Below are 25,518 nucleotides of genomic sequence, written 5' to 3' on the forward strand. Positions count from 1 at the left end.
CGGCGCCCGGCCCTGTGACCGAGCGCGACGCGGTCCGTACGTAAGGTACCCGACGCCGAACGTCAAGCGGGCGCGCCGCAGGGGCGGCGCGCCCGCTCGGTCCGCCCCGTCCGGGCGGAGGCGTCAGTCCCGCGCGCCCACGGCGTCGATCGACGCCAGGAGCTGCTCGCGCAGGGTGTCGTTGACCGGTGTGGAGCCGGTCTCGGCGGAGGCCGCCTCCTGGCCCTCGGGGCTCACCACGTACCGCAGGAACGACTTGACGTTCTCCGCCTCGGTCGCGTCCGGGTACTCCTCGCACACGGTCTCGTAGCTGACCAGGACCAGCGGGTAGCTGCCCGCCTCGGTCGTGCCGTACTCCAGGTCCAGGGCCAGGTCGTGCTCGCTGGCGTTGTCCTCGCGGCGGGGGGAGTCGGCGACCACCTGGGCGGCGGCCTCGGGGGAGATCTCCACGAATTCCCCGCCGACCCCGATGTTCGCCGTGGACATCCCGTGCACGTGCGACATCTCCACGTACCCGATCGAGCCCTCGGCCCGCTGGACCGTGTCGGCGATGCCGCTGTTGCCCTGCGCCGACTCGCGCGGGGTGATCGGCCACTGGCCGCCCGCCTCGTGCGGCCAGGCGTCGGGGGCCGCCTGGCTGAGGTAGTTGGTGAAGTTCTCGGTGGTGCCCGAGTCGTCGGCGCGGTTGACCTGGGTGATCTCCAGGTCGGGGAGGTCGGCGTCGGGGTTGTCCTCGGCGATCTCCGGGTCGTCCCAGCGGGTGATGTCCTGGTTGAAGATCTTGGCGATCGTGTCCGGGCGCAGGTTCAGGGAGTCCACGCCCTCGAGGTTGAACACCACGGCGATGGCCACCACGTACGCGGGCAGGTTGATGGTGTTCGTCCCGCCGCAGCGCTCCATGGCGTCGCCGTTCTCGTCGGGGTCCATCGCGGCGTCGGTCCCGGCGAAGGCCACGGCCCCGTCGATGAACTGGTTGCGCCCCCCGCCCGACCCGATGGAGTCGTAGTACACGCGGGCGTCCTCGCACGCCGACTGGTAGCCCGCGATCCAGGTCGTCATCGCGTTCTCCTGGGCGCTGGACCCGGCGCCCGACAGGCTTCCGGAGAAGCACTCCAGGTCGTCGGGGACCGCGGGAGGGGCGGTTCCCTGGACCGCGTCGTCGCTTCCGCATGCGGTGGTCGCCAGCAGCAGACCGGCGAGCGCGGCCGAGGCCGCCCCCCGGTAGGCGCCGCGGTGGCGCGGGGCGCCGGTCTTGGTGTGCTTGTTGGACGGGAGCACGACTGCTTCTATCCCCTTCGTCGGTGTCGGTGGTCCTGGTCTCACCGCCGCGGCCGGTTCCCGGCACGTCGTCGCTGGTGATGGTCCACCGCCGAAGAATTTAACCACCGGTGGACCAACACCCCCAAAGCGCCCCCGTGTGGGATGGCGCTCACCGCCTGCGGTGACGGGCGTGCATGACACGCGGGCGGCACGGGCACGGGTACGTGCGTGACGAGCACGCACAGCACGCCCACGGCCGCCGCTCCGACGTCAACCTACCGCCTGCAGCTGAGCCCCGGGTTCACCCTGGAGGACGCCGCGGGTCTGGTGGACCACCTGGACCGGCTCGGGGTGGGCGCGCTCTACCTCTCGCCGGTCCTGACCGCCGCGCCCGGGTCCGGCCACGGCTACGACGTGGTCGACCCCACCGCGGTCTCGCCCGCGCTGGGCGGCGACGCCGCCCGCGCCGCCCTGGCCGCCAAGGCCCGCGAGCGCGGCCTTGGCGTGGTCGTGGACATCGTGCCCAACCACATGTCCGTCGCCCGGCCCGACGCCAACCCCTGGTGGTGGGACGTGCTCGAACACGGGCGGGCGTCGGTGTACGCGCGCTGCTTCGACGTCGACTTCGACGCCGGACCCGTCCTGGTGCCTGTGCTGGCCGACGACGGGGACGGCGGGGCCTCGGCCCTGGACGACCTCCGCGTGGTCGACGGGTGCCTGGCCTACCACGACAAGCGCTACCCCCTGGCCCCGGGCACGTACGCCCCCGGCGACCGGGTCGGCGACGTCCACGGTCGCCAGCACTACCGGCTGGTGTCCTGGCGCCGCGGCGACTCCGAACTCACCTACCGCAGGTTCTTCGACGTGGACGGGCTGGCCGCCGTCCGCGTCGAGGAGCCGGGCGTGTTCGACGCCACCCACGCCGAGATCCTGCGGTGGGCGGAGCTGGGCCAGCTCGACGGGCTGCGGGTGGACCACGTCGACGGGCTCAGCGACCCCGGCGGGTACCTGCGCAGGCTCGCCGGGCGCTTCGGCGGGTGGGTGGTGGTGGAGAAGGTCCTCGCCCCCGGCGAGAGCCTGCCCCAGTCCTGGCCGGTGGCCGGGACCACCGGCTACGACGCCCTGCGGGAGGTGTGCGGGCTGTTCGTCGACCCGGCCGGCGAGGCGGCCTTCACCGACCTGGCCCGGGAGCAGGGCGTGGAGGTGGACGCACAGGCCCTCGACGAGGGGGCGCGCCGCCACGCGGCCACCGTGCTGCTGCGCGCGGAGGTGCGGCGCATCGCCGCCCTGCTGCCGCCCCGGGCCGGGGACCGTGCGGATCCGGACCCCGAGGGGGCGGCCCGCCGACGCGAGGAGGCCGTCGCCGAACTCCTGTGCGCCTTCGGGGTGTACCGCTCCTACCTCCCCGAGGGGGAGGCAGACTGGGCCGCGGCGGTGGACCGGGCCCGCGGGCGGCGCCCCGACCTGGCCCCGGACCTGGAGGACATCGACCGGCTGGTGCGCGGCGACCCCTCCGGTGAGCCGGCCCGCCGCATCCAGCAGACCAGCGGCATGGTCGTGGCGATGGGGACCGAGAACACCGCGTTCTACCGGGGGACCAGGTTCGCGGCCCTGAACGAGGTGGGCGGCGACCCCTCGCGCTTCGCCGTGGACCCGGGTGAGTTCCACGACGGGGCGGCTCGGCGGGAGGCCTCCCGCCCCGCCACCATGACGACCCTGTCCACGCACGACACCAAGCGCTCCGAGGACGTGCGCGCCCGCCTGGCCGCGCTGTCCGAGACGCCGGAGGCCTTCGCCGGCGCGGTGCGCCGCTGGACCGGGCGGTGCGCCCTGCCCGAGCCCGCGCTCAACCTGCTGGGCTGGCAGACCCTGGTCGGGGCCTGGCCCATCGGGGCGGACCGCCTGGCCGAGTACCTGCTCAAGGCCGCCCGCGAGGCGCGCCTGGGCACCTCCTGGACCGACCGCGACGCCGACTTCGAGGAGCGGGTGCGCTCCTGGCCCGGCCGGGTCCTGGGCGACCCCGCCCTGAGGGAGGAGGTCGCCTCGGCGGTGGAGTCGGTGCGCGGCGCGGGGTGGAGCAACTCCCTGGGCCAGAAGGCCGTGCAGCTGCTGGGCCCCGGGGTCCCCGACGTCTACCAGGGCACCGAGCTGTGGGACCTGTCCCTGGTCGACCCCGACAACCGCAGGCCCGTGGACCACCGGGCCCGCGCCGACATGCTCGCCCGCCTGGAGGAGGGGTGGCTTCCCCCCGTGGACGGGACCGGCGCGGCCAAGCTCCACCTGGTCCGCACCTGCCTGCGCCTGCGCCGGGAGCTGCGCCCCGCCGGCTACCTGCCGCTCACCGCCTCGGGGCGGGCCGCCGGCCACGCCGTGGCCTTCGCCCGGACCTCGCGGGGGGCGCGCCACCCCGACGTGGTGGCGGTCGCCACCCGCCTGCCGCTGGGGCTGGCCGCGGGCGGGGGGTGGGCGGACACCGTCCTGGCACTGCCCGCGGGCCCGGGGGAGTGGACCGACCGGCTCACCGGGCGCGTCCTCGCGCCCGCGCGCACCGACGGGCACACGTGCGCGCCGCTCGCGGAGCTGCTCCGGCGCTACCCGGTGGCCGTGCTGGTCCGCCGGTGAGGGCCGTGCGCAGCCCAGGCTCCTCGATCGGCGGTGAACAGCCCCTCGGGGGCGAGCAGCTCGAACGGGCCTTCCTCCTCTCCGTGTGCCGCTCTGGCCGACCCTGCTTCCCCGGCCTGCCACGACAAGGAGGACGGCCGGGGCGGGCACCACGACCCACGCTCTGCTGTGTCCCGCTGGAGGAGGAGCCGCCGTCCTCTTCGCCGTGCTCCGCGACGGCACCTTCCACGAACCCCCGCCGACCGCGGCCATCGGGCGTTCACCGGGCCGGCATGCCCCCGTGCGGACTGTTCACGACCATGGCCAGTGATCCGGCGGCAAGGTAGTGGTGACCTGGGAAGTACTCGATGTGCTGGTGTCCGCCGTCGTCCATCCCCGCCATCGACCGGACGTCGTCGGCGAGTGCGGTCAAGCCGGGTCGGTCACCCTCGATGAGTAGGACGCGGCGCTCCACGTCGACCCTGACACCGACCCCCGGGCCGCCGGCGCCCACCACCTCGACCGAAGCCAGTTCGGTGCCGCCGAAGCTCGGCTCGGCCGAGGCGGTGGTCTCCACGCGGCCCTTCCCCCCGACGAGGGCGAGGGCCAGGAGGACGAGCTCCGTCGCGTCGCCCGAGACGTCCACCCCGCTGCCATCGGGAAAGAACAGAACCCTCATCCGCCACAACCCCTTCGGATCCACGACACCGGACTCAACGAACAAAGATGTTGCCTTGGTCGACCGGGCTGCCCCAACTCGGGTCCGGACGTCATGGACGCCGCTCATCGCTCGACGACACTCCCCGGGGGGCGCCCCCCGGGAGGAGCCGGACCGCGGGCGGTCGCGCGGGCGCCTACCGGCCGAAGACGGGGAAGCCGCAGTCCGGGAGGCCGCGGGAGTAGAAGTAGGTCAGGCGCACCGGTGCGTCGAGGTCCTGGTCCGTGCCGGAGGCCGGCGTCTGGGACAGCACCTCGCATTCGGAGGGGAGGAAGTTCTGCCCCTCGCCCCAGGTCTGCCACTGCCCCTGGACGTTGGTGAACCCCCGCTCGCGCAGGACGCTCCTGGCACTGTGCGTCGTCATCCCCTCGACGTCGGGCACGGTGCCGCCGGTGGGGGCCGACCCGCCGCCGCCCCCGGACCCGCCGCCCCCGCCCCCGGACCCGCCGCCGTCACCGCCTCCGGTCCCGTCCCCCGAACCGCTCCCGCCCGAGGGCGCGCCGTCGTCCCGCGGGGAGCCCCCGTCCGCCTCGTCCTCCTCGTCGTCCTCCTCCCGCTCGGAGGCGCCCGGGGCCTCGTCGGAGTCCGAGGCGGGGGCCGTCGCGCCGGGGCCCCGGTCCCCTTCGGGTGCGGACGGTCCGCCGTCGGCGGAGGGCGTGCCGCCGGTCGGCGCGGGGGCCTCGGCGGCGGCCCCGTCCGCGGTCGTGGGGGAGCCGTCCGTCCCCGTCAGCGGGGACCACACCAGGGTCGCGGTCAGCAGCAGCGCGGCGGCCACCGCCATCGCGACGAACCCGCCCCGCCAGGACCACATCCCCCGGGGGCCCGCCCTCCTGCTGCGCGTGCGCCGGGTCAGCACGGTTCGGTCCCCGGACGCGGCGTCCCGGCAGGCCGCCGCGAACTCCTGCGCCGAACCCCACCGGTCGCGCGGGTCCTTCTCCAGCGCGACGAGCACCACGTGCGCGACCAGGTCGGGGACGTGGTCGGGCAGCGGGGGCGGATCGGCGTTCAAGTGGGCCGCGATGACGGCGGCGCGGTCGGCGGAGTCGAAGGGCGGCCTCCCGGCCAGGCACTGGTAGGCGACCGTGCCGAGCGAGTAGATGTCGGTGCGGGAGGTGAGCTCGCCCATGTCGAGCTGTTCGGGCGAGGCGTGGGAGAGGGTCCCCAGGGCGATGCCGGTGGAGGTCAGGGAGGTGGCGTCGTTGATCCGGGCGATGCCGAAGTCGACGAGCTTGACCTCCCCGTCCAGGTTGATGAGGATGTTGCCGGGCTTGATGTCGCGGTGGACGATGCCCTCGTCGTGCACGGTCTGCAGGGTCTGGGCGACCACGGCGGTGATCTCCATGGCCCGGTCGGGCACAAGCGGGCCCTCGCGTCTGAGCAGCGCCGTGAGGGACTCCCCCTCGACCAGCTCCATCACCAGGTAGGCGAGCTTCTCGCCGTCCAGGACCGTCTCGCCGTGGTCGTAGACCTCCGCGAAGCCGGGCCCCCTGAGCCTGGCCGCGGCCCTGGCCTCGCGCTCGAAGCGCCTCCGGGCGCCCTCGGCGTCCTGGAAGGCGGTGTCGCGCAGCAGTTTGACCGCGACCGGTCTGTCCAGGCGCAGGTCATGGCCCCGCCAGACCGTTCCCATGCCGCCCGCGGCGATCACTTCGTCGAGTCGGTAGCGGTCCGCGACAGGGGGTTTCACGCGTGCTCCTTGCGGGTGGAGGGCGAGGGCGCCTCAAGGGGGTGGGGGCTGCGAGGTCGACGGTGACTACGATCTCAGATACCCGGCGGCGGGAAGTGGTTCCGCCCCCCGCGCCGGAATCGCGCGGGCCCGCCCCGGCCGGAGCCGCGGATCCCGCCGCCCGGGCCGTGCCGGGGGACCGCTGCGGGGTTCGCCGTGCCCACCCGCCCGCCGACCCCGGCCGGAGCCGCGGGGTCCGGGACCGCCCCGGCCGTCCACCGCCCCGCCCCGGTCCGGGCGAGGGGATAGGCTGAGCGGCGATCATGGCGCAAGCGAACACCACACACCACACCGGCCCCAGGCTGCGGATGCCCGGCACCGTCGCCGCACTCCTGGCCTGCCCCGCCTGCGGCGAGGGCCTGCGCCCGGACGAGCGCGGCCTCGCCTGCGCCGCGGGGCACAGCTTCAACGTGGCCCGGGAGGGCTACGCGAGCCTGCTCACCGGGGCCACGCCCCCCGGGACCGGCGACAGCAAGGAGATGGTCGCCGACCGCCTGCGCTTCCAGCAGGCCGGACACTACGACTTCGTGGGTGACGCCCTCGCCGACGCGCTGCGACGCGAGCTCGGCGACGACGCCCCGGTCGTGGTCGACGTCGGCGGCGGGACCGGCCACTACCTGACCCGGGTCCTGGACGCCCTGCCCGGCGCCGTGGGGCTGACCGCGGACGTGTCCAAGTGGGCCGCCCGCCGGGCCGCGCGCGCACACGGGCGCGGCGGCGCCGTCACCGCCGACGCCTGGCGCGGCCTGCCCCTGCGCGGGGACTCCGCGCACGCCGTGCTCAACGTGTTCGCGCCGCGCAACGCGGCGGAGTTCCACCGGGTGCTGCGCCCCGACGGCGTCCTGCTCGTCGTCGTCCCCGCCGCCGACCACCTGGCCGAACTGCGCGCCCCGCTGGGGCTGCTGGAGGTGGACCCGCGCAAGGACGAGCGCCTGGCGGAGTCCCTGCACGGACACTTCGCACCGGTCGGCGCACAGGGCCTGGGCCTGGCCATGGCGCTCTCCCACGAGGACGTGGCGACCGTCGTGGGCATGGGCCCCAGCGCCCGCCACATCGGAGCCGGGGAACTGCGCGCCCGCGTCGCCGGGCTCCCCGAGCCGTTCACCGTCACCGCCTCGGTGCGGCTGCACGTCTACCGCCCCCGCGCCTGAGACCCCGGTCGGACACGGCCCCGCGGGCCGGCGCCCGAGGCCCCCGCCGTCGCCCCCTCCCGGCGCCCGGGCGCGTACCCGCCCGCCGCCCGCCGCCCACCGGCCGGTCGGCCCCGCGGGTGACGGGGCCGACCGGGGGGTACACACCCTGCGTGAGCGCACCGGACACCACCCCGACCACCGCCCGGCCCCCCGCGGACACCGGCCTGGGCGTCCACGGCGACTTCGCCGTGTGGGCCCCCCGCCTGGAGAGGGTCCGCCTGAGCGTGGCCCCCAGGGCAGGCGCCGGGGGACCGGGCGGCTCCCCCGCCCCCGGTGCGCGCGTGGTCCCCATGGAACGGGGTGCGGACGGGTGGTGGCGGGCCCGGGTCGAGGGGGCCGGGCCCGGTACCGAGTACGCCTACCTCCTGGAGGACGACCCCACGCCCCTGCCCGACCCGCGCTCCCAGGACCAGCCCCACGGCGTGCACGGCCCCAGCCGCGTGCACGACCACGCGGCCTTCGGGTGGACCGACGCCTCCTGGACCGGCCGGGCGCTGCCGGGCGCGGTCGTCTACGAGCTCCACGTGGGCACCTTCACCCCCGAGGGCACCCTCACCGCCGCCGTCGACCGGCTGGACCACCTGGTCGACCTGGGCGTCACCCACGTCGAGCTGATGCCCGTCAACGCCTTCGACGGCACCCACGGGTGGGGGTACGACGGGGTCCTGTGGGCGGCGGTCCACACCCCCTACGGAGGCCCCGACGCCCTCAAGGCCCTGGTGGACGCCTGCCACGCCCGGGGTCTGGCCGTGCTCCTCGACGTCGTCTACAACCACCTGGGCCCCTCGGGCGCCCACATGCCGCGGTTCGGCCCCTACTTCCGCGGCGAGAACGCCTGGGGCCCCTCCCTCAACCTGGACGGCCCCGACTCCGACCCCGTGCGCCGCCACGTCCTGGACAACGCCCTGGGCTGGCTGCGCCACTACCACCTGGACGGGCTGCGCCTGGACGCGGTCCACGCCCTGCGCGACGACCGCGCCGTCCCCCTGACGGCCGAACTCTCCGCCGAGGCCGACGCCCTGGCCGCGGCCCTGGGACGCCCGCTGTCGCTGATCGCCGAGTCCGACCGCAACGACCCCCGCACCGTCCTGCCCCGCGAGGCGGGCGGCCTGGGGATGAGCGCGCAGTGGTCCGACGACCTGCACCACGCGCTGCACGTGGCCCTGACGGGGGAGACCCACGGCTACTACGGCGACTTCGCCCGCCCCGGGGCGCTGCCCGCCACGCTCGGCCGCGTGTTCTGGCACGCCGGAACCTACTCGAGCTTCCGCGGGCGCACCCACGGGGCGCCCGTGGACACCGCCCGCGTCCCCGGGCACCGGTTCCTGGCCTACCTCAGCACCCACGACCAGATCGGCAACCGGGCGCGCGGCGACCGCATGGGCGAACACCTCTCGCCGGGCCTGCTCGTGTGCGGCGCCGCCCTCGTGCTGTGCTCGCCGTTCACCCCCATGGTCTTCATGGGCGAGGAGTGGGGCGCCACCACGCCGTGGCCGTTCTTCGCCTCCTTCGAGGACCCCGCGCTGGCGGAGGGGGTGCGCGCGGGCCGCCGCCGCGAGTTCGCCGCCCTGGGGTGGGCCGACGAGGAGGTCCCCGACCCGATGGACCCCGCCACCCGCGACGGAGCGGTCCTGGACTGGTCCCAGCCCGGGGTCGGGCCCCACCGGTTCGTCCTGGAGACGTACCGGGCGCTCATCGCGCTGCGCCGCCGCGAACCCGAGCTGTCCGACCCGCGGCTGGACCGCTTCGCGGTGACCGCCGAGGGGGAGGGCCGCAGGCTGGTTCTGGTGAGGGGCGGGCTGCGGGTGGTGGTCAACCTGGACCCCGGCGGCGCCGAGGTGGCACTGGACGCCGCCCCCCGCGAACTCGTCCTGGCCAACGGCGCCGCGCGGTTCTGCGGCGCCACCGTCGCGCTGCCCGGGGAGTGCTTCGCGGTCCTGCGGGTGTGAGCCTCCGCCCGGGCCGCCGGTCACCGCTCCCCCCAGGGCGTGTTCCGCGGACACTCGCCCTGCTGCGCGTCGCCCCGGCACGCCCCTCGCGGCGTTCTCATCTGTCGACAGGACCCCACCCTGACTCCTTCTTCGGCCTTGCGATGAACGCACCGGATGCGCCGCTCGCGACGGACAGCATCCACGGAACACGCCCTAGGCTGGCTGCTCCCGGTACCGGGCATCCGGCGCCGGGATGGTTCGACGGAAGGGCTCATGATGACCGAAGCCGACTGGAGGCTCGGCCGCAGGTTCGAGGCGCCCAACGGGACGGTCCACTGGGACAGGTTCGGTGACGGCGCCCCCCTCGTGCTCCTGCACGGCACCCCGTTCTCGTCCTACGTGTGGCGCCACGCGGTCCGCGCCCTCGGCGACCGGTACACCGTCCACGTGTGGGACATGCCCGGCTACGGCGCCTCCGCCAAGTACGGGGGGCAGGACGTGTCCCTGCCCGCCCAGCAGGCCGCGTTCACCGCCCTGCTCGGCCACTGGGGGCTGGAGCGGCCCGCCGTGGTCGCCCACGACTTCGGCGGCGCGGTGGCCCTGCGCGCCGCCGTGCTCGACGGGGTCGCCTACGAGCGGCTCGCCCTGGTGGACGCGGTGAGCGTGCGCCCCTGGGGCAGCGACTTCTTCCGCCTGGTCAACGCCGGTGCGGACGTGTTCGCCGCGCTCCCGCCGCACCTGCACGAGGCGCTGGTGCGCGCCTACGTGGCCTCGGCCGCCCACCGCGAACTGCGTGCCGGGACCCTGGACGCGCTGGTGCGGCCCTGGCTGGGGGAGGAGGGGCAGCCCGCGTTCTACCGCCAGATCGCCCAGGCCGACGAGCGCCACACGGCCGAGGTGGAGGACGGGTACGCCCGCCTCGACCAGCCGACCCTGGTGGTGTGGGGCCGGCAGGACACCTGGCTGCCCCCGGAACGGGGGGAGCGGCTGGCCGCCGCGATCCCGGGCGCCCGCCTCCGGTTCCTCGAGGGTGCCGGGCACCTGGTCCAGGAGGACGCGCCCGCCGAACTCGTCGCCGCGCTCCTGGACTTCCTGCGCTGAGAACGCGGCCGGACGCCGCCCCGGCCGGACGCCCCGCGTCCCTCGTCGCGGGGCGGGGGCCCGGGGAGGGCGAAGGCGCCCCCGGGCCCTCCCCGGTCACCGCCCCCGGGGGTCCAGCACGTCGAACACCTCCAGCCACTGGTCGGGGGAGACGTGGCCGACGGGGGTGCCCCGGGCCACCCCGGCCGCGTCCAGGGCGCGGTCCACGCGGCGGGCCGGGTGGGCGCGGCGCAGCGACGCGCCCAGGGAGCCGCCCGCCCCGCTGAAACCGAGTTCGACCATGCGCCGGTACCCGCCCATCCTCCCCGGATCCACCAGGGGCGTGCGGCGGCGGCGCAGCACCAGCAGGCCGGCGTCGACCCGGGGCACCGGGCGGAACCGGTGGCGGTCGATCCGCCCGGCCAGGGCCCACGACCACTCGGGCCATGTGCTCACGGTCAGCAGGCTCCACCTGCCGAACCCGCCGGTGCGCTTGCGCGCGTACTCCAGCTGGGTGACCAGGGTGGCGGAGGTCAGGTGCGGGGCGGCCAGGCACCAGCGCACGATGTCGGCGGTGCGCGCGTAGGGGATGTTGCCGACGACGGCGAAGTCCTCGCCCGGGGGGCGCACACGGGTGAAGTCGGCCCGCGTGACGCGGACGCCCCGCTCGGGATCGCGGTAGCGGGCGGCCAGGCGCTCGGCCAGGCGGGGGTCGAGCTCGTAGGCGAGCACCCGGCGTGCGGCCGGGGCCAGGAAGCGGGTGATGGCGCCCTCGCCGGGCCCCACCTCCACCACCAGGTCCCGGGGTCCCACCCCGGACACGCGCACCACGTGGCGCGCGGCGCCGGGGTCGGCGAGGAAGTTCTGGGACAGGCGGCGCCGGTTGTCGCGGGCGTTCGTCCGGGAGGGTCGTTCGGTTCGTGCCACAGGAAGGTCCGTTCCGGCCACGCGGGGTGGCGGACGAGGACGGGCAGCACGAACGGGCACGCCGGCCGGCGTGCGGGTGAAGGGGTCGGGCAGCCCGTCCGTGGGAAAGGGGACGCGACTGGGCCTGGACCGGCGGGCCACACGGGAGGGACCGCCCGGCGCGGCCACCGGGGCCGCTGGGCGGCGCCGCGGGGAGCGCGGGGCGGAAGGGGACGCGTACGCGAAGCGGGGCGGTCGGCGCGGACCCCCAGGGGGGACCGGGGCCGACCGGGGCCCGGCCTACCGGTGCAGGCGGGCCGACCGGAGGCGCTTGGCGTACGGGTGGGCGTTCACCGACCAGGCGAGCGCCCCGTCGAAGATCGCGTGGCAGCAGGACATGGCATGCACCGTAGGAGGCCGCGCCGGGGCGCCGCAACCGGTTTTCCTCCGTGCCGGCCCCGGCGCCGCTCCACGGCCCCGCTCCCGCCCGGGGCCCTCCCCGAACCAGGTCGTCCTGGTCAACGCCGGTGCGGACGTGTTCGCCGCGCTCCCGGCGCACCTGCACGAGGCGCCGGCCGCGCCGGAGCCGGCCCCCTCCGCCGTGCGACCCGGCGCCGCGGCACCGCCGCTCGGCCGCCGCCGGGTCCCGGCGGCGGGGCGGCCCTCCCGCACGGTCCCTCCCGCACCGGAGGGCCCTTTCGGGCGGGCCTCTCCCGCCGCACGGCCCGGAGTGCGGCGCCGGGCGTACGAACGGCGCCTGCCCGGCAGCGGGCACGGGACGGGAAAAGCGTTCGCGGCCCGATCCCGGGTCGCGCCATACTCGGCCCCATGCCAGATTTCGCGGACTTCGACACCCGCCACTACCGCACCGTGGACCCGGCCACCGGCTACGACGGCTGGTCGGCCACCTACGAGGGCTCGGTCCTGGACGCCATGGACCTCGGACTGCTGGACGGGCTCACCGCCCCCGACTGGTCGGCCGTGACCGCCGCCGCCGACCTCGGCTGCGGGACCGGCCGCACCGGCTCCTGGCTGCGGGCGCGCGGGGTCGCCCGGATCGACGGCGTCGACATCAGCTCCGGGATGCTGGAACTGGCCGGCAAGCGGGGCGCCCACGACACCCTGACCCTGGGCGACGTGCGCGACACCGGCCTTCCGGGGGGCTCCTACGACCTGGCCATCGCCTCGCTCATCGACGAGCACCTGCCCGACCTGGCCCCCCTCTACGCCGAGGCCTTCCGGCTGACCCGCCCCGGCGGCACCTGCGTGCTGGTCTCCTACCACCCGCACTTCTCGATGGTCTCCGGGATGCCGACCCACTACACCGACGCCTCCGGCGAGGACATCGCCATCACCACGCACGTCCACCTGATCAGCGACCACGTGCGCGCCGCGACGGCCGCCGGCTGGACCCTGGCCGAGCTCTCCGAGGGCACGGTGGACGACACGTGGGTGGCGGCCAAGCCCACGTGGGAGAGGTTCCGGGGGCACCCGGTCTCGGCGGCCTACGTGTGGACCAGGCCAGCCTGAGCCCTCCGCGCCGGTACCGCCGCGGAGGGCTCCCGGAGCCGGTCCGGGAGGCGCCTTCCGGACCGGTCGCGGCGCTGCCGCGGCGGCGCCCGGGGCAGGCCCGGTCCGGCCGGTCACCGCGCGGGCCGGCCCGCTCCGCGCGGAGGGCCTCCGCCCGCCGGCGCAGGCCCCCGCCGGAGGCGCTCACGTGGCGGCGGGCTCCCCGGGGCCGGTCAGCGCCGCCAGCCACACCGCCCGGTGGCGCTCGACGTAGTCGGCGGCCGGCCCCCAGTGGTCGGCGTGCCCCTGGGCGTGCAGCCGGGCCCAGGGCTGGGCGCCGGTCCGGGCGCCCTCCTCCAGCAGGTCGTACATGCCGCGCACCCGGTGCAGGACGGCGTCGGGCAGCTCACGGCGCTGGGCGTCGTCGCACCCGTAGCCGTCGGCGAGGGCGCGCAGCCGCAGGGCGTCCGACCCGGGGTCGCCGCCCGCGTGCAGCGGCACGAACCCGTGCGCCGCGTACCCCAGGTCGCCCATCCGGGTGCCCGGCCCCGCGCCGTCCCAGTCGATGAACGTCCAGTCGTCGCCGTCGCGCACCAGGTTCCACGGCGCGAGGTCGTAGTGGCAGAGCACCTCCTCGCGCGGGTCCGGGGTCGCGATGTCCCACTCCGGCTCCCCGTCCGGCCGGAAGCCGGCGGTGAGCGCGTGCAGGCGCCGGACGATCCCGCCCAGCCGGCGGAGTTCGGCCCCCGTCAGGGGCGGCAGAGTGTCGGCCATCGCGCCGGGGCGGTAGCCGAGCACCTGGCGCCCGCGGGCGTCCGCGCCCAAGGGGACCGGGGAGGCCTCGAAGGAGCACCGGTGCAGGTACCGGAGCAGGGACGCCACCGACGGGGACGACCGCGTCCACGGTTTGCGCACGGTCTGCCCCACCCGTACGACCCCGTCGGCGACGTTGCCGCCCTCCAGGACCTCTTCGCGCTGCTCCCGGTGTTCTGGTTCGGTCATCGCAGCAGTATCCCCGGCGGCGTTCCGGGGCGCAGGTGGTTTTCCCGCGCCGCACCGCGGCCCGCGCGGCGCCGGGAGGGGCGCTTCTCCCGGCGCTCGGGGGCTCAGGCCCCGGCGGTGGCGCGCCCGGCGCCGCCCAGGTCCGCCTCGCTCAGCGTGAACTGCCACAGGAACGTGACCAGGGCCAGTGCGCCCATGCCCGCGAACACGGCGGTCAGTCCGAAGAACTGCGCGATCAGCCCGCCCGCGGCGGCGCCCAGCGGGAGTGTGCCCCAGGCCAGCAGCCGGTAGGCGCTGTTGAGCCGTCCGAGCAGGTGGTCGGGGGTGATCCGCTGGCGCAGCGACACGGTGACCACGTTCCACACCGAGAGGCCCACCCCGCCGACGAAGAAGCCCGCCCCGATCACGAGCGGGTCGGCGGTCAGCGCCGGGACCCCCACCAGGACGGCGAAGGCGAGCTCGCTCACGCGCAGGGACCAGGCCCGGCCCAGGAGGCGCTCGACGTGCTCGGCGGTCAGGGCGCCGAGCACGCTGCCCGCCGCGGTGGCGGTCAGCAGCAGCCCGTAGGCGGGCTCGGACAGGCCCATGGGGGAGGTGGGGCCCACCGCGAACAGGACCATGACGGTGAAGGCGGCGTTGGTGGAGAAGTTGCTCAGGCCCACCATGGCGGCGAGGGTGCGCAGGGTCCGGTGGCGCCACAGGAACCGCAGCCCCTCGGCGATGTCGGTGCGCATGGTGGCGGGTGCGGCGCGTTCGGTCCGGAAGCTTCCGCGCACCAGGACCAGCGTGCCGGCCGCGACCAGCCACAGGGCGGCGGGGGCGGTGAAGGCGGCGGCCAGGCCCAGGGCGACCAGGATCCCGCCCAGGGGCGGTCCGGCGAACTGGTGGGCGGTCAGTTCGACGGCGTGCAGGCGCCCGTTGGCGCGGGAGAGCCGGTCGCGGCCGACCACCTGCGGCAGGATCGACTGGGCCGAGGTGTCGTGGACGGTCTCGGCGGTCCCGACGCCCAGTGCCACCGCGTAGAGCAGCCAGACCGACCCCAGGTCCAGGGCCAGCGCCGCGGCCAGGCCGGCGAGGAGCAGCCCCCGCGCGAGGTTGGCGCCGACCATGAGGCGGCGGCGGTCGTACCGGTCGGCGAGGGCGCCGGCCGGGAGGGACAGGAGCAGCCAGGGGATCGTCAGCGCGAACGCCACGCCCGCGATCAGGAGGGGGGAGCCGGTGAAGCGCAGGGCGACCAGGGGCAGCGCGACCTTGAGGACCCCGTCGGCGAGGTTGGAGAGTCCGGAGGAGGTCCACACGGTCCAGAACCGGCCTCCGAGGTGCCGGGGTCCGGTGGGGGGCGGGGGGTCGGAAAGGGGGGTCGTCTCCGTCATGGGTCGAGCCTGACAGGGTGATTGAGAGAAAACAATCGATTTGGCTTTTGTCGATCGTTGCTACGCTGGCCCCATGGGAGAACGGGCTGGTGCGAAGGGGACCGGGACGCGGGCGCAGGGGGAGGCGCCCCCGGCGCGCAGGAGGCGACCGGCCACCGTCAAGGAGGTCAAGGCCCTCTCCCACCCGCTGCGGATCCGCATCCTGAGGCTGTGCGCGGTGCGGGAGCTCACCAACCGGGAACTGGCCGACCGGCTCGACACGACCCCGGGCACGGTCCTGTACCACGTCCGCCAGCTCGTGGACTCGGGCCTGCTCGTGCCCGCGCCCGTGCGCACCGGGGCGAGCGGGGCCCTGGAGAAGCCCTACCGGGCCACCGGGGAGTCCTGGTGGCTGGACGGGCCGCTGATCGGCGCCGGCGACGAAACGGCCGACGCGCCGGTGGAGGCCCTGCGCCGGGAACTGGAGGAGGCCGGGCCGGACTCGGTCCGCGACTACGCGCGGTTCGTGCTGCACCTGTCCGACGAGGACCGGGACGAACTGGGCCGGCGCATCCTCGCCGTCCTGGACGAGTACGTGCTCACCGAGCACGAGCGCCGGGGGAGGCCGGCCTACGGCGGGGCGTTCCTGCTGCACGCCCTGGCCGACCGTGACCCGGCCGGGGGCGGGGCGACCGCGCCCCGCGACGGGGAGGCCGGGCCGGGCCCGGACGGCGCCGGCCGCTAGCGGGCCGCCCCGGGGCGCGCCGCCGGGACGGGCGGACTCCGCACCCGGAGGCTCCGCGTCCTCGGGCCCGGGGGCCGCCGACGGGCCCACGGGCACCGGCGGACCGGGGCCCGCCCCCGCCGCCCCCCGCGGCGGCTCAGAAGCGCAGCCAGGTTCCCGCGAGCCCCTGCTGCCCCCGTCCGGGGGCCGACCAGTCGCACACCCCGTCGGCGAACACCTCCGCGGCGCGCTCGGCCTGCTCGGGGGTCAGGTCGGCCGGGTGCTCCGCGGCGTCGAAGGGGACCAGGCGGCACGCGACCACGTCCAGGGCCAGGGGCGCGCCCGCGACCAGCCGGGGCGAGGCGTGCACGGGGTAGGCGTCGGCGCACGCGTCCCCCTGCCCGGCGCTGAGCGGGAGCTGCTCGGCCACCACCCGGCGGGCGGGGTCGCCCACCCAGCACGAGTCGGTGAGCCACTCCGGGCGCGCGGCGCGCACGTGGTCGATGGCGGGGCGGCCGGGGTCGGCGGCGCCGAGCTCCCGCACCCCGCTCGCCCAGGCGTCGAGTTCGGCCAGGGCCCTTCCGGCCACCGGGGCGGAGGAGGAGAACCCGCCCCGCCCGCCCCGCTCCACGAGCATCACGTGGTTGTCGGCCGTGCCGTTGGCGGCGAGCAGGCGCTCGCGCAGCGAGAACGAGTGGAAGCGCATGTGGATGCTGCCGCCCGGGACGTCGTCCTCGTAGGCGCGGTGGTCCACGACGGGGATGTCGGCCAGTCCGCCGCCCCCGTTGAGGAGGCGGCCGGTGCGGTAGGCGGCGACGGTGGCGGCGGGGTCGGCCTCGGTGCGCTCCTCCACCACTCGGCCGTCGGCGTCCAGGCCGCCCACGTGCTCGTTCAGGTGCAGGAACTGGTCGGCGTCGATCGTGCCGTCCAGGAGGGCTCCCAGGCCGTACTGGACGCCGACGTTGTCCAGGGGGCGGCGCGGCAGACCGGTCGAGGGGTCGGTCCCGTAGACGTTGCCGGTGTGCGCGTACAGCTCGCAGCGCACCCGTTCGGGCACCCGGTCCGCGCACACGCCCGCGGGGTCGACGCGGTCGGCCTCCCCGGCGAGCTTGCCGATGGCGTCCCAGCGCGCGAACCCGGACACGGCGCGCTGCTCCTCCCTGCTCAGGGTGCCGGGGTGCTCGCGCGCGTACTCGTGCAGCAGCAGGGCGTCGGTGGCGGTCGGCACCACGGAGAAGGCCACGTCGGGGAAGGAGTGGGAGACCAGCAGGCCGTCCAGCAGGCCCGGCTGGTTGTCGCCGATCTGGTGCGCCTGGTAGGCGCCCCCGGAGGAGCCCCGGCCCAGGGTCAGGTCGGGGGCGCCGTGGGTGAGGGAGAAGCGCTGGACCACGGCGGCCGCGGTCTCGGCGGCCAGCAGGTCGTTGCAGTTGTTGCCGAACACGTTGAGGGAGGCGGAGGCCACCGCGTACCCCTGCGAGAGCATGCCGTGGTCCAGGACCCCGGCGGTCCTGGTCCCCTGGACGTACCAGCCGCCCGCGCACCCGCCGCCGAACGTGTACACCAGGCGGCGGTTCCAGCCCCGCGGCGGCTGCCACGGGTCGGGCCCGGGGTCGCCGGGGGTGTACAGCAGCGCCGTCTCGTAGATCGACCTGTTCACCGTGCCGGTCTCGACCCGGACGGTGTAGGGGACCCTGTGGCCGGTGGAGGTGGTGGTCCGGGCGGCGTCGCCGGGCACCCGGTCGGGGTCGGCCATGGGGGCCCAGGCCCCTTCCTCGGTGCGGTACATGTGGCGGACCACGGTCGGGGCCGAGCAGTCGGGGTCCAGGGGCGGGCCGAGGGTGCCGCCGCCGTGCAGCTCGAAGCGCTCGGTGTCGCACACGAAGGGCTCCTGGTGGGGGCCGGAGAAGACCGGGCCCGTGAGGGGGTGGGCGGTGACGGTGACCCTGGCCGTCACCGGGTCGGTCCCCTCCTGCGCGCTCCCCCCGCCCCCGGGCGCCGAGGCGGTCAGGACGGTGTTCCCCCGGGGCAGCCCGGAGACCAGGCCCTCCAGGGCGGGGGTGCCGTCGGCCAGGCGCACCGTGCGCAGGGAGGGGGTGGCGTCGGCGCCTCCCACGTCCAGGCGGACGTCGGCGGCGGGCACGGACGGGGAGGGAACCACCCTGACCAGGGCGGTGTCGCCCATGACGGTGTCGGGGCGGGAGGAGAGCACCTCCAGGGAGAGCGGTGCGTCGGCGTCGCGGGGGGTTTCGGGGGCGGCGGGCCGCGCCCACAGGCCGGAGGGCAGGGGCGCGCCGGAGACGGTGAGGAGGACGGCCCCGGCGGCCGCCGCGGCGCCCAGGAGCGTGCGGCCCCGCGGTCCCGCCCTCACGTGCGTCCGGGGCGGCCGCAGGGGGCCGGGCGCCCCGCAGGGTACCGGCCGGGCCGGTGGGAGCCGTGTCCCGCGGAGCGGGCGCGGCGGGCCGCGTCCCCGTGGGCGGGGTGCGCGCAGGGGGTGGCCGGGCCCGGACGACGGTGGGGGGAGCCCGTGGCGTACCGGGCCCGAAGGGGGTGATGTGCTCCCATGACGGATTCGGTACCCGCAACCGGACAGACCGAACGCCCGGTACGGACAAGGCTGGGGAGACGTTCGCCGACCCCCGGGTGACGCGCCGGTGGCCGGGCCCCGCGACCCCCGGCCACGGGCCGGAGGCGGCCGCGCCGCCGCCCGCCGGCTCAGGGCCGGTGGACCCGCCGCCCGCTCACCCGGCCCGGGACCAGCTTGAGGACCTGGTCGCGCTCGCCCGCCGCCCAGGGCAGGGGCAGGCGGCCCCGGGGGATGCGGGCCAGCTCCTCCGCGTCGCGGACCCACCTGCACCGCCCGCTCGCCAGGACGCTCCAGCCGTCACGGCGCTCCTCGTCGAAGAGGTCGACCTGGAAGGCGGCGTGGCCGCGCGCGTAGCGCATCACGGTTCCCGCCAGGGTGGTGCGGAACACCACCGTGTCGTTGAACAGCGCGTAGTTCACCGGCAGCACCGTCGGGGCGGCGTCCCCGTCGATGGTGAAGGCCACCCGGCCGATGTCGCGGGTGCCCAGCAGGTTGAGGCAGGTCTGCCGCTCCAGCACCGTGAAGCTCGCCCCGTCGTCCCCCTCGGCGACGTCGGCGCCCTCCATCAGCTCCTGCTCCTCCGCGAGCCGGTCGGTCCCCGCGTAGTCGTCCGCCTCCCGCTGGGCGGGCGGTGCGGCCGCTCCCGCGACCGTTCCCCGATCCTGGTCCGGCGCCCCGGCGCCGCGTGATCCGTCCATGACAGGCTCCCCGCAGTCGGTGCCCTCGCTCCGTTCCCCGCCATTCTCGCCGGTCCCGGCCCCGAAGGCGTGGACCGCCGGCCCCTCGTCCGGCGGCGGAGGTCCCCTCCTGTGCGCTTACCCGGGGGGACGCAGGGCTCAAACAGAACGGGACGTTCGACTCATATGGCATGAATCTTCGCTGGCTAGGCTGGGTGGACGGGAGCCTGCCTCCCGCCCCGCCCCTCCCGCGGCCGGAGCGCCCCCGCCGCGGGTGCCCGACAATGGGCACGCGGCGGCGGGCGACCCCGACACAGGGCGGACGGGCCGCCTCGGGCTCCCGTCCCCAGCTCTGAGGAGGTGCCCGCCCGATGGGTGGAGACAGAACGATCCGGGTGTTCCTGGTGGACGACCACGAGATCGTCCGGCGGGGTGTGGGATCACTCCTGGACGAGGAGGACGGCATCGAGGTGGTCGGCGAGGCCGGGACGGCGGCGCAGGCGCTGGCGCGGGTCCCCGCGCTCGCCCCCGACGTGGTCGTGCTCGACGTGCGCCTCCCCGACGGCGACGGCGTCACCGTGTGCCGGGAGATCCGCTCCCTGCTCCCCGACACCCGCATGCTCATGCTGACGTCCTACTCCGACGACGAGGCGCTCTACGGCGCGGTCATGGCCGGGGCGTCCGGGTACATCCTCAAGCAGATCCACGGCACCGACCTGGTCGGAGCGGTGCGCACGGTCGCCGACGGGCGCTCCCTGCTGGACCCCGAGTCCACCGCGCGCATGCTCAAGCGGCTGCGCGAGGAGGCGGTGCGCAAGGACCCGCTCAGCGAACTCACCGAGCAGGAGCGCCGCGTCCTGGAGCTCATCGGCGAGGGGCTCACCAACCGCGAGATCGGTGCGCGGATGTACCTGGCGGAGAAGACCGTCAAGAACTACGTCTCCAGGGTCCTGGCCAAGCTCGGGATGGCCCGGCGCACCCAGGCCGCGGCCTACGCGGTGCGGCTGTCCATGGACCAGGGATAGGAGGCCCCCGCGGGCCTCACCCGCGCACCTCCCCGGCCCCGCCGGTGCGGCGGAGCGGCACCGACCACTCGACGCACGCTCCCCCGCCCGGACCGGAGGTCACCGACAGGCGGCCGCCCAGCTCCTCGGCCCGGGAGGCCGCGTTGCGCAGCCCGCTGCGCGAGACGCCCCCGGTGATGCCCCGGCCGTCGTCGCTCACCCGCAGGACCAGCTCCTCGCCCACGGACAGCTCCACGTCCACGGCGGTGGCCCGAGCGTGGCGGGCCGCGTTGGACAGCAGCTCGCGCAGCACCGCCACCAGGTGCTCCCCGACCGCCTCGTCCACCGCGTTGTCGATCGGCCCCTGCGTGAGCAGGCGGGGCGCGAACCCCAGCGTCTCCGAGGCGGAGTTGACCAGGTCCAGCACCCGCGACCGCAGCCAGGGGCCCTCCTCGCCCGAGCTCTGGAGCGCGAAGATCGTGGAGCGGATCTGGCGGATGGTGTCGTCCAGGTCGTCGACCGCGTTCTGCACCCGCTGGGAGGACACGGTGTCCTCGATGCGGCGCACGGTGCCCATCAGCGTGATGGCGGTGGCGTACAGGCGCTGGATGACCGTGTCGTGCAGGTCGCGCGCGATGCGGTCGCGGTCCTCCAGCACGCTCAGGCGCTCGGAGTCCAGCCGGGCCTCGGCCAGCTCCAGCGCGACCGCCGCCTGGTCGGCGAACGGCGACAGCATGCTCAGCCAGCTGTCCTGGAAATCCCCGCCGCCCCGGCCCCGGGCGAGCACGAGCACGCCCCGCGCCCCGTCCGGGGGGCCGAACGGCAGCACCAGCACGGGCCCCACCCCCAGCCGGGTCAGGAAGCCGGTCCCGTCCCCGTCCGAGGCCGACACGTCGGTCTGGACGGGCTCACCGCTGCGGTAGACGCGTCCCAGCAGGGTGTGGGGCGCACACGTGAGCGTGGCCCCCCGCGCACCGGCGGCCACGGCCCCGCTGTGCTTTTCGGGCCCGTCCCACACCCGCACGGTGAGGGTGTCGGGCTCCTCGCCCGGCATGGCGATGACCGCGAGGTCGGCGTCGACCATCCCCCGGGCGCGGCGCGCGACCAGGCGCAGCACCTCCTCGGGAGGGGCGCCGGACAGCAGCCGGGTGGTGATCTGGCCCGAGGCGTCCAACCAGGTCTCCCGGCTCTGCGTCTGGGCGAAGAGCTGGGCGTTCTCGATGGCGGTCCCCGCCGCGGTGGCCAGGGCGCGCAGCAGGAGCTCGTCGTCCCCGGTGAACTCCGCGCCGTCGCGCTTGTCCGTCATGTACAGGTTGCCGAACACCTGGTCGCGGATGCTGATGGGAACGCCGAGGAAGGTGTGCATGGGCGGGTGCCCGGCCGGGAACCCGCGCGACTCGGGGTGGTCGCGCACCTCGCGCAGGCGCAGGGGGCGCGGGTCCTTGATGAGCAGGCCCAGCACGCCCTCGCCCTTGGGCCAGTGCGCGATGCCCGCGATCTCGTCCGGTTCCAGGCCCACGGGGATGAAGCGGCTCATCTCCCCGTCGGGGCCGATCACGCCCAGGGCGCCGTAGCGCGCGTCCACCAGGCTGGCGGCCGTCTCGGTGATACGCACCAGCAGGGGGTCGAGTTCGAGTCCCTCCCCGATGGAGACCACCGCCTCCAGGAGCGTGTGGATGCGCTCCTGGCCGGCGGAGATCTCGCTCAGCCGCGACCGGACCTCGTCCAGGAGGTCGTCGAGCCGGACCTGGGGGAGGGACAGACGGTCCTGCCCGTGGTGGGCGGTGCGGACGCCGTCCGTCTGGCTCATGGAGGTTCTTTCCGGCAGCTGTCGAGGGGCTCGCCCCCGAGTCTAGGGGCAGGTTCCGCACGGGCGCGGTCGGCCTCTCCCCACCGGGCCGGCCCCCCGGACCCGGCGGGGAGGGGCCGGGCCCGCCGCCCCCTCGGCGGACGCCCGGCGCGCTCAGGCGGAGATGCCGCCGTCGCTGTGCAGGAGCTGGCCGTTGACCCACACCCCCCGGGGGGAGCACAGGAAGTCCACCAGGTCGGCGGTGTCCTCGGGGGTGCCGAGCCGTCCCAGGGGGGTGTGGTTCGCGCACTCCTCCCGCGTCTCCCGCGACATCCAGCCGGTGTCGACGGGGCCGGGGTTGACGGCGTTGGCGCTCACCCCCAGGTGGGCGAGTTCGCGTGCGCAGGCCAGGACGATCCGGTCCAGGGCGCCCTTGCTCGCCCCGTAGGGCAGGTTGCCGACCGTGTGGTCGCTGGTCAGGGCGACGATCCGCCCCGTCCCGTGCGCCCCGCCGAAGCGGAGCCCGAACTCGCGGACCAGCTGCCAGGTGGCGCGCGCGTTGACCGCGAAGTGGCGGTCGAAGGACTCCACGGTGGTGTCCAGCAGACCCGAGTCGACCGACTCGCAGTGGGCCATCACCAGCGCGGTGACGGGGCCCAGGCGCTCCTCGGCCTCGTCGAAGATCCGGGCGGGGGAGGCCGGGTCGGCCAGGTCGGCCTCCACGGAGTGGGCCGCCGCGCCGCGCTCGGCCAGTGCGTCCAGGGTGGCCCGGGCCGCGCCGGCCTCCACACCCCAGTCCATGCGCGCGTCGTAGGGGGTCCAGTGGGTGAAGGCCACGTCCCAGCCCGAGGACGCCAGCCGGCGGGCGATCGCCGAGCCGATGCCGACGGTGCGGCCCACCCCGGTGACGAGGGCGACCGGCCGGGCGGGGGAGGAGGGCGGTGAGAAGGTCATGCGGCCATCGTGGCGCGGCGTGTACGGCGGGGCAACGGAATTGCCGGGCCCCGGTGCGGCGGCTCAGCCCGTCAGGCCGGGGATGATGCGCGGCCCCACCCGCCGCACGTAGTCGCGGAACAGGGCCACGGCCGGGGGCTCGTACCCGCCGCCCGAGCCCTCGCGCGGCCAGACCACCCCGATCGGCCGGTCCGCGCCACCGCCCAGGACCGGCAGCTCCACCGTCCCGGCCAGCGGCCCGCGCGGGCGGGCGGGGAGCACCGACACCCCCAGGCCCGCCGCCACCAGGCCGCGCGCGGTCGAGATGTCGTCGGCCTCGAACGCGACCCGGGGGGTGAACCCCGCCCGGTCGAGCAGCCGGTCGGTCAGGTGGCGCACGCCCCGGCCCGGTTTGAGCAGGACGAACTCCTCCTCGGCCGCCGCCACCGCCGCCACCCCCCGCGGGGACCGCGCCAGGGCGTGCCCCTCGGGCACCACCAGCCGCAGCGACTGCGTGTGCAGCACCGCGGACGCCAGCCCCCTGCCCGAGGGCAGCGGGGAGGTCAGGGCGAGGTCGGCCCCGCCCGAGGACACGCGGCTCAGCGACTCCGCCCACGGCTCCTGGGTCAGCGAGAACCGCACCCCCGGGTGCTCGGCGCGAAACCCCCGCAGCAGCACCGGCACCACCTCCACCCCCAGCGTGGGCAGGAACGTCAGCGCCACCCGCCCCTCCTCGGCGCCGGTCAGCTCCGCCATCCCCCTGCGCAGGTCGTCCAGGGCGCGTTCCACGTGCGGGAGCAGGATCCGGCCGGCGCGGGTCAGCCGCACCCCCCGGCCGGTCCGCTCCACCAGGGCGATCCCCAGCTCCTCCTGGGCCCGTGCCAGGGCCCGGCTCAGCGTCGGCTGGGGCACCCCCAGCGTCTCGGCCGCCAGGGTGACGTGCTCGGTCCCGGCGACCGCCGCCACCATCCTCAGCCGGGGCGCCAGCACCCGGGCGAGCGCGTCCGCGTCCGGCTCCCGGGCCCCGTCCGCGCGCCCGTGCCGCCCCGCCCGCTCCGACCCCTCCGCATGTTCCATGCATTCCAGTATGAGTCAGGGACAAACCATGCATTGGACGTATGAAACCGTGGTTCCTAGCGTGGACCCATGACCGCGACCACGTCCCCGCCCGACCACGACGCCCGCCTCCGCGCGGGCACGGCCGCCTACCGGCGCACGGTCGCCGCCATGGTGGCCGTCGCCGTGGCCACCTTCGCCCAGCTGTGGTCGGTCCAGCCGGTCCTGCCCGCCATCGCCGACGGCTTCGGCTCCACCGCGTCCCAGGCCGCGCTCACGGTCTCCGTGGCCACCGGGGGACTGGCCGGGTTCACGCTGGTGTGGAGCGGCGCCGCCGACCGGTTCGGCCGGGCCCGCGTCATCGCCGTGTCCCTGGCCCTGACCACCCTCCTGGGCTGTGTGACGCCCCTGGCGGGCGACCTCTGGGCCCTGCTCGCCCTGCGCGCGCTCCAGGGCGCGGCCCTGGGCGGGGTCCCCGCCGCGGCCGTCGCCTACCTGTCCGAGGAGGTCCACCCGGCCGACGCCGCGCGCGCCACCGGGCTGTACATCGCGGGCAACCCCCTCGGCGGGATGGGCGGGCGCCTGCTCGCCGGGTTCGCCGCCGACCTGGGCGGCTGGCAGTGGGGGATCGCGGCGAACACCCTCCTGGGGCTGGTGTGCCTGGTCGTCTTCGTGCTGGTCCTGCCGCGCCCGCGGCGCGCGGTCGAGGCCGCGCCCCCCTCCGGGCGCCCGGCGGAAGGGGCGCGGGGGGACGGCCCGGGCGGCGCGAAGGCCCCCGGGGGCCCGGGGATGGGGCGGCGCCTGGCCGCCGCGCTCACCACGCGCGGCCTGCCCGCCCTCTACGCCCAGGCCCTGCTGCTCATGGGCGCGTTCATGACCGTGTACAACCTGCTCGGCTTCCGTCTCATGGGCGAGCCCTTCGGGCTCTCCCAGTCCGCGGCGTCCCTGCTCTTCCTGTCCTACACCGCAGGGATGCTCGGCTCGGCGGTCGCCGGGCACCTCTCCGGGCGCTGGGGCGGCTACCCCGTCCTCATCGCCGCCACGGCGCTGATGGCCGCGGGTCTGGGCGGCCTGCTCACCACCGCGCTGGCCGGCCTCATGGCCGCCCTGCTGGTGCTGACGTTCGCCTTCTTCTGCGCCCACGCCACCGCCTCGGCCTGGGTGGGGGCCCGCGCGGTCACCGGCCGCGCCCAGGCCATGGCCCTGTACACGCTCGCCTACTACCTCGGCTCCAGCCTGTTCGGGTGGTGCGGCGGTCTGGTCTACGACGCGGTGGGCTGGGGAGGCGCCGTGGCCTTCGCGGCGGGGCTGTGCGCGGTGGCGGCCCTGGTGGGGCTGCGGCTGCGCCGCCTGCCCCCCGCGGCCTGAGGCCGCGCCGCCCCCCTGCTCGCCCGCCCCGCCCCGGTGGCGGGACCGGTCCGCGCTGCACCGCCCGCGTGCGCGCCCCGTGTCCCTGGGCGTCGGGGGCGCCCCGCC

At 76.2% G+C, this 25,518-nt stretch carries 19 protein-coding genes; 8 read left to right on the top strand and 11 right to left on the bottom strand.

What is annotated here, in order from left to right:
• Positions 1 to 123: 123 nt before the first annotated feature.
• The gene (gene pstS, locus OUQ99_RS14080; protein WP_267949904.1) at positions 124 to 1,278 is read right to left on the bottom strand and encodes a phosphate ABC transporter substrate-binding protein PstS; all 1,155 of its coding nucleotides are present in this window, start codon (positions 1,276 to 1,278) and stop codon (positions 124 to 126) included.
• A 210-nt stretch (positions 1,279 to 1,488) separates the two neighbouring features.
• Here pstS and treY point away from each other — a divergent pair, with 210 nt between their 5' ends.
• Complete coding sequence (treY, locus tag OUQ99_RS14085; protein ID WP_267949905.1) at positions 1,489 to 3,882, top strand: malto-oligosyltrehalose synthase; 2,394 nt, start codon at positions 1,489 to 1,491, stop codon at positions 3,880 to 3,882.
• A gap of 259 nt (positions 3,883 to 4,141) precedes the next feature.
• On the opposite strand, the gene OUQ99_RS14090 is transcribed toward treY, so the two are convergent.
• Positions 4,142 to 4,540 (bottom strand): Imm32 family immunity protein, encoded by a 399-nt coding sequence (locus tag OUQ99_RS14090; protein ID WP_267949906.1) that lies wholly within the window; start codon positions 4,538 to 4,540, stop codon positions 4,142 to 4,144.
• A gap of 175 nt (positions 4,541 to 4,715) precedes the next feature.
• Positions 4,716 to 6,263 carry a serine/threonine protein kinase gene (locus OUQ99_RS14095; RefSeq protein ID WP_267949907.1) on the bottom strand — a complete coding sequence of 516 codons (1,548 nt, stop codon included), beginning with the start codon at positions 6,261 to 6,263 and terminating at the stop codon, positions 4,716 to 4,718.
• Positions 6,264 to 6,565: 302 nt separating this feature from the next.
• On the opposite strand from OUQ99_RS14095, the gene OUQ99_RS14100 reads away from it, so the two are divergent.
• The 3 genes from OUQ99_RS14100 to OUQ99_RS14110 all read left to right on the top strand — a co-directional run bounded on the left by OUQ99_RS14100 (position 6,566) and on the right by OUQ99_RS14110 (position 10,527).
• Positions 6,566 to 7,453 carry a putative RNA methyltransferase gene (locus OUQ99_RS14100; RefSeq protein ID WP_267949908.1) on the top strand — a complete coding sequence of 296 codons (888 nt, stop codon included), beginning with the start codon at positions 6,566 to 6,568 and terminating at the stop codon, positions 7,451 to 7,453.
• Between the two features lie 152 nt (positions 7,454 to 7,605).
• The gene (gene treZ, locus OUQ99_RS14105; RefSeq protein ID WP_267949909.1) at positions 7,606 to 9,444 is read left to right on the top strand and encodes a malto-oligosyltrehalose trehalohydrolase; all 1,839 of its coding nucleotides are present in this window, start codon (positions 7,606 to 7,608) and stop codon (positions 9,442 to 9,444) included.
• Positions 9,445 to 9,702: 258 nt separating this feature from the next.
• Positions 9,703 to 10,527: an alpha/beta fold hydrolase gene (locus OUQ99_RS14110; protein WP_267949910.1), complete on the top strand. Its 825-nt coding sequence runs from the start codon at positions 9,703 to 9,705 to the stop codon at positions 10,525 to 10,527.
• A 96-nt stretch (positions 10,528 to 10,623) separates the two neighbouring features.
• Here OUQ99_RS14110 and erm read toward each other — a convergent pair whose 3' ends face one another.
• A complete protein-coding gene (erm, locus tag OUQ99_RS14115; RefSeq protein WP_267949911.1) occupies positions 10,624 to 11,433 on the bottom strand; it encodes an ErmE/ErmH/ErmO/ErmR family 23S rRNA (adenine(2058)-N(6))-methyltransferase in 810 nt (269 codons plus the stop codon).
• Positions 11,434 to 12,240: 807 nt separating this feature from the next.
• Between erm and OUQ99_RS14120 the strand changes: the two genes are divergently transcribed.
• The gene (locus OUQ99_RS14120; protein ID WP_267949912.1) at positions 12,241 to 12,942 is read left to right on the top strand and encodes a class I SAM-dependent DNA methyltransferase; all 702 of its coding nucleotides are present in this window, start codon (positions 12,241 to 12,243) and stop codon (positions 12,940 to 12,942) included.
• Positions 12,943 to 13,125: 183 nt separating this feature from the next.
• Here OUQ99_RS14120 and OUQ99_RS14125 read toward each other — a convergent pair whose 3' ends face one another.
• Entirely contained in the window at positions 13,126 to 13,923 is a 798-nt protein-coding gene (locus OUQ99_RS14125) for a phosphotransferase (protein WP_267949913.1), read from the bottom strand.
• A gap of 104 nt (positions 13,924 to 14,027) precedes the next feature.
• Positions 14,028 to 15,296, bottom strand: coding sequence for an MFS transporter (locus tag OUQ99_RS14130; protein ID WP_267949914.1), 1,269 nt, complete (start codon positions 15,294 to 15,296; stop codon positions 14,028 to 14,030).
• A gap of 73 nt (positions 15,297 to 15,369) precedes the next feature.
• On the opposite strand from OUQ99_RS14130, the gene OUQ99_RS14135 reads away from it, so the two are divergent.
• Positions 15,370 to 16,020, top strand: coding sequence for an ArsR/SmtB family transcription factor (locus tag OUQ99_RS14135; protein ID WP_267949915.1), 651 nt, complete (start codon positions 15,370 to 15,372; stop codon positions 16,018 to 16,020).
• Positions 16,021 to 16,156: 136 nt separating this feature from the next.
• On the opposite strand, the gene OUQ99_RS14140 is transcribed toward OUQ99_RS14135, so the two are convergent.
• Together OUQ99_RS14140 and OUQ99_RS14145 are read right to left on the bottom strand one after the other, a co-directional pair.
• Positions 16,157 to 18,367: a DUF6351 family protein gene (locus tag OUQ99_RS14140; protein WP_267949916.1), complete on the bottom strand. Its 2,211-nt coding sequence runs from the start codon at positions 18,365 to 18,367 to the stop codon at positions 16,157 to 16,159.
• A gap of 344 nt (positions 18,368 to 18,711) precedes the next feature.
• A complete protein-coding gene (locus tag OUQ99_RS14145; RefSeq protein ID WP_267949917.1) occupies positions 18,712 to 19,281 on the bottom strand; it encodes a pyridoxamine 5'-phosphate oxidase family protein in 570 nt (189 codons plus the stop codon).
• A 350-nt stretch (positions 19,282 to 19,631) separates the two neighbouring features.
• On the opposite strand from OUQ99_RS14145, the gene OUQ99_RS14150 reads away from it, so the two are divergent.
• Complete coding sequence (locus OUQ99_RS14150; protein WP_267949918.1) at positions 19,632 to 20,285, top strand: response regulator; 654 nt, start codon at positions 19,632 to 19,634, stop codon at positions 20,283 to 20,285.
• A gap of 16 nt (positions 20,286 to 20,301) precedes the next feature.
• Here the strand turns inward: OUQ99_RS14150 and OUQ99_RS14155 are convergent, their stop codons facing one another.
• The 3 genes from OUQ99_RS14155 to OUQ99_RS14165 all read right to left on the bottom strand — a co-directional run bounded on the left by OUQ99_RS14155 (position 20,302) and on the right by OUQ99_RS14165 (position 23,955).
• Entirely contained in the window at positions 20,302 to 22,074 is a 1,773-nt protein-coding gene (locus OUQ99_RS14155) for a sensor histidine kinase (protein ID WP_267949919.1), read from the bottom strand.
• Positions 22,075 to 22,227: 153 nt separating this feature from the next.
• Positions 22,228 to 23,007 carry an SDR family oxidoreductase gene (locus OUQ99_RS14160; RefSeq protein ID WP_267949920.1) on the bottom strand — a complete coding sequence of 260 codons (780 nt, stop codon included), beginning with the start codon at positions 23,005 to 23,007 and terminating at the stop codon, positions 22,228 to 22,230.
• A 63-nt stretch (positions 23,008 to 23,070) separates the two neighbouring features.
• Positions 23,071 to 23,955, bottom strand: coding sequence for a LysR family transcriptional regulator (locus tag OUQ99_RS14165; protein WP_267950375.1), 885 nt, complete (start codon positions 23,953 to 23,955; stop codon positions 23,071 to 23,073).
• 177 nt (positions 23,956 to 24,132) lie between these two features.
• Here OUQ99_RS14165 and OUQ99_RS14170 point away from each other — a divergent pair, with 177 nt between their 5' ends.
• Positions 24,133 to 25,410, top strand: coding sequence for an MFS transporter (locus tag OUQ99_RS14170; protein ID WP_267949921.1), 1,278 nt, complete (start codon positions 24,133 to 24,135; stop codon positions 25,408 to 25,410).
• Positions 25,411 to 25,518: the final 108 nt, after the last annotated feature.

Source organism: Streptomonospora nanhaiensis (genome assembly GCF_026642255.1).
In the GTDB taxonomy this organism is placed as follows: domain Bacteria; phylum Actinomycetota; class Actinomycetes; order Streptosporangiales; family Streptosporangiaceae; genus Nocardiopsis; species Nocardiopsis tropica.

Coding starts and splice junctions, on each gene's coding strand:
- OUQ99_RS14090 (WP_267949906.1), bottom strand. CDS start 4,540: ATGAGGGTTCTGTTCTTTCCCGATGGCAGCGGGGTGGACGTCTCGGGC.
- OUQ99_RS14100 (WP_267949908.1), top strand. CDS start 6,566: ATGGCGCAAGCGAACACCACACACCACACCGGCCCCAGGCTGCGGATG.
- OUQ99_RS14110 (WP_267949910.1), top strand. CDS start 9,703: ATGACCGAAGCCGACTGGAGGCTCGGCCGCAGGTTCGAGGCGCCCAAC.
- OUQ99_RS14120 (WP_267949912.1), top strand. CDS start 12,241: ATGCCAGATTTCGCGGACTTCGACACCCGCCACTACCGCACCGTGGAC.
- OUQ99_RS14125 (WP_267949913.1), bottom strand. CDS start 13,923: ATGACCGAACCAGAACACCGGGAGCAGCGCGAAGAGGTCCTGGAGGGC.
- OUQ99_RS14130 (WP_267949914.1), bottom strand. CDS start 15,296: ATGACGGAGACGACCCCCCTTTCCGACCCCCCGCCCCCCACCGGACCC.
- OUQ99_RS14135 (WP_267949915.1), top strand. CDS start 15,370: ATGGGAGAACGGGCTGGTGCGAAGGGGACCGGGACGCGGGCGCAGGGG.
- OUQ99_RS14145 (WP_267949917.1), bottom strand. CDS start 19,281: ATGGACGGATCACGCGGCGCCGGGGCGCCGGACCAGGATCGGGGAACG.
- OUQ99_RS14150 (WP_267949918.1), top strand. CDS start 19,632: ATGGGTGGAGACAGAACGATCCGGGTGTTCCTGGTGGACGACCACGAG.
- OUQ99_RS14155 (WP_267949919.1), bottom strand. CDS start 22,074: ATGAGCCAGACGGACGGCGTCCGCACCGCCCACCACGGGCAGGACCGT.
- OUQ99_RS14160 (WP_267949920.1), bottom strand. CDS start 23,007: ATGACCTTCTCACCGCCCTCCTCCCCCGCCCGGCCGGTCGCCCTCGTC.
- OUQ99_RS14165 (WP_267950375.1), bottom strand. CDS start 23,955: ATGGTGGCGGCGGTCGCCGGGACCGAGCACGTCACCCTGGCGGCCGAG.
- OUQ99_RS14170 (WP_267949921.1), top strand. CDS start 24,133: ATGACCGCGACCACGTCCCCGCCCGACCACGACGCCCGCCTCCGCGCG.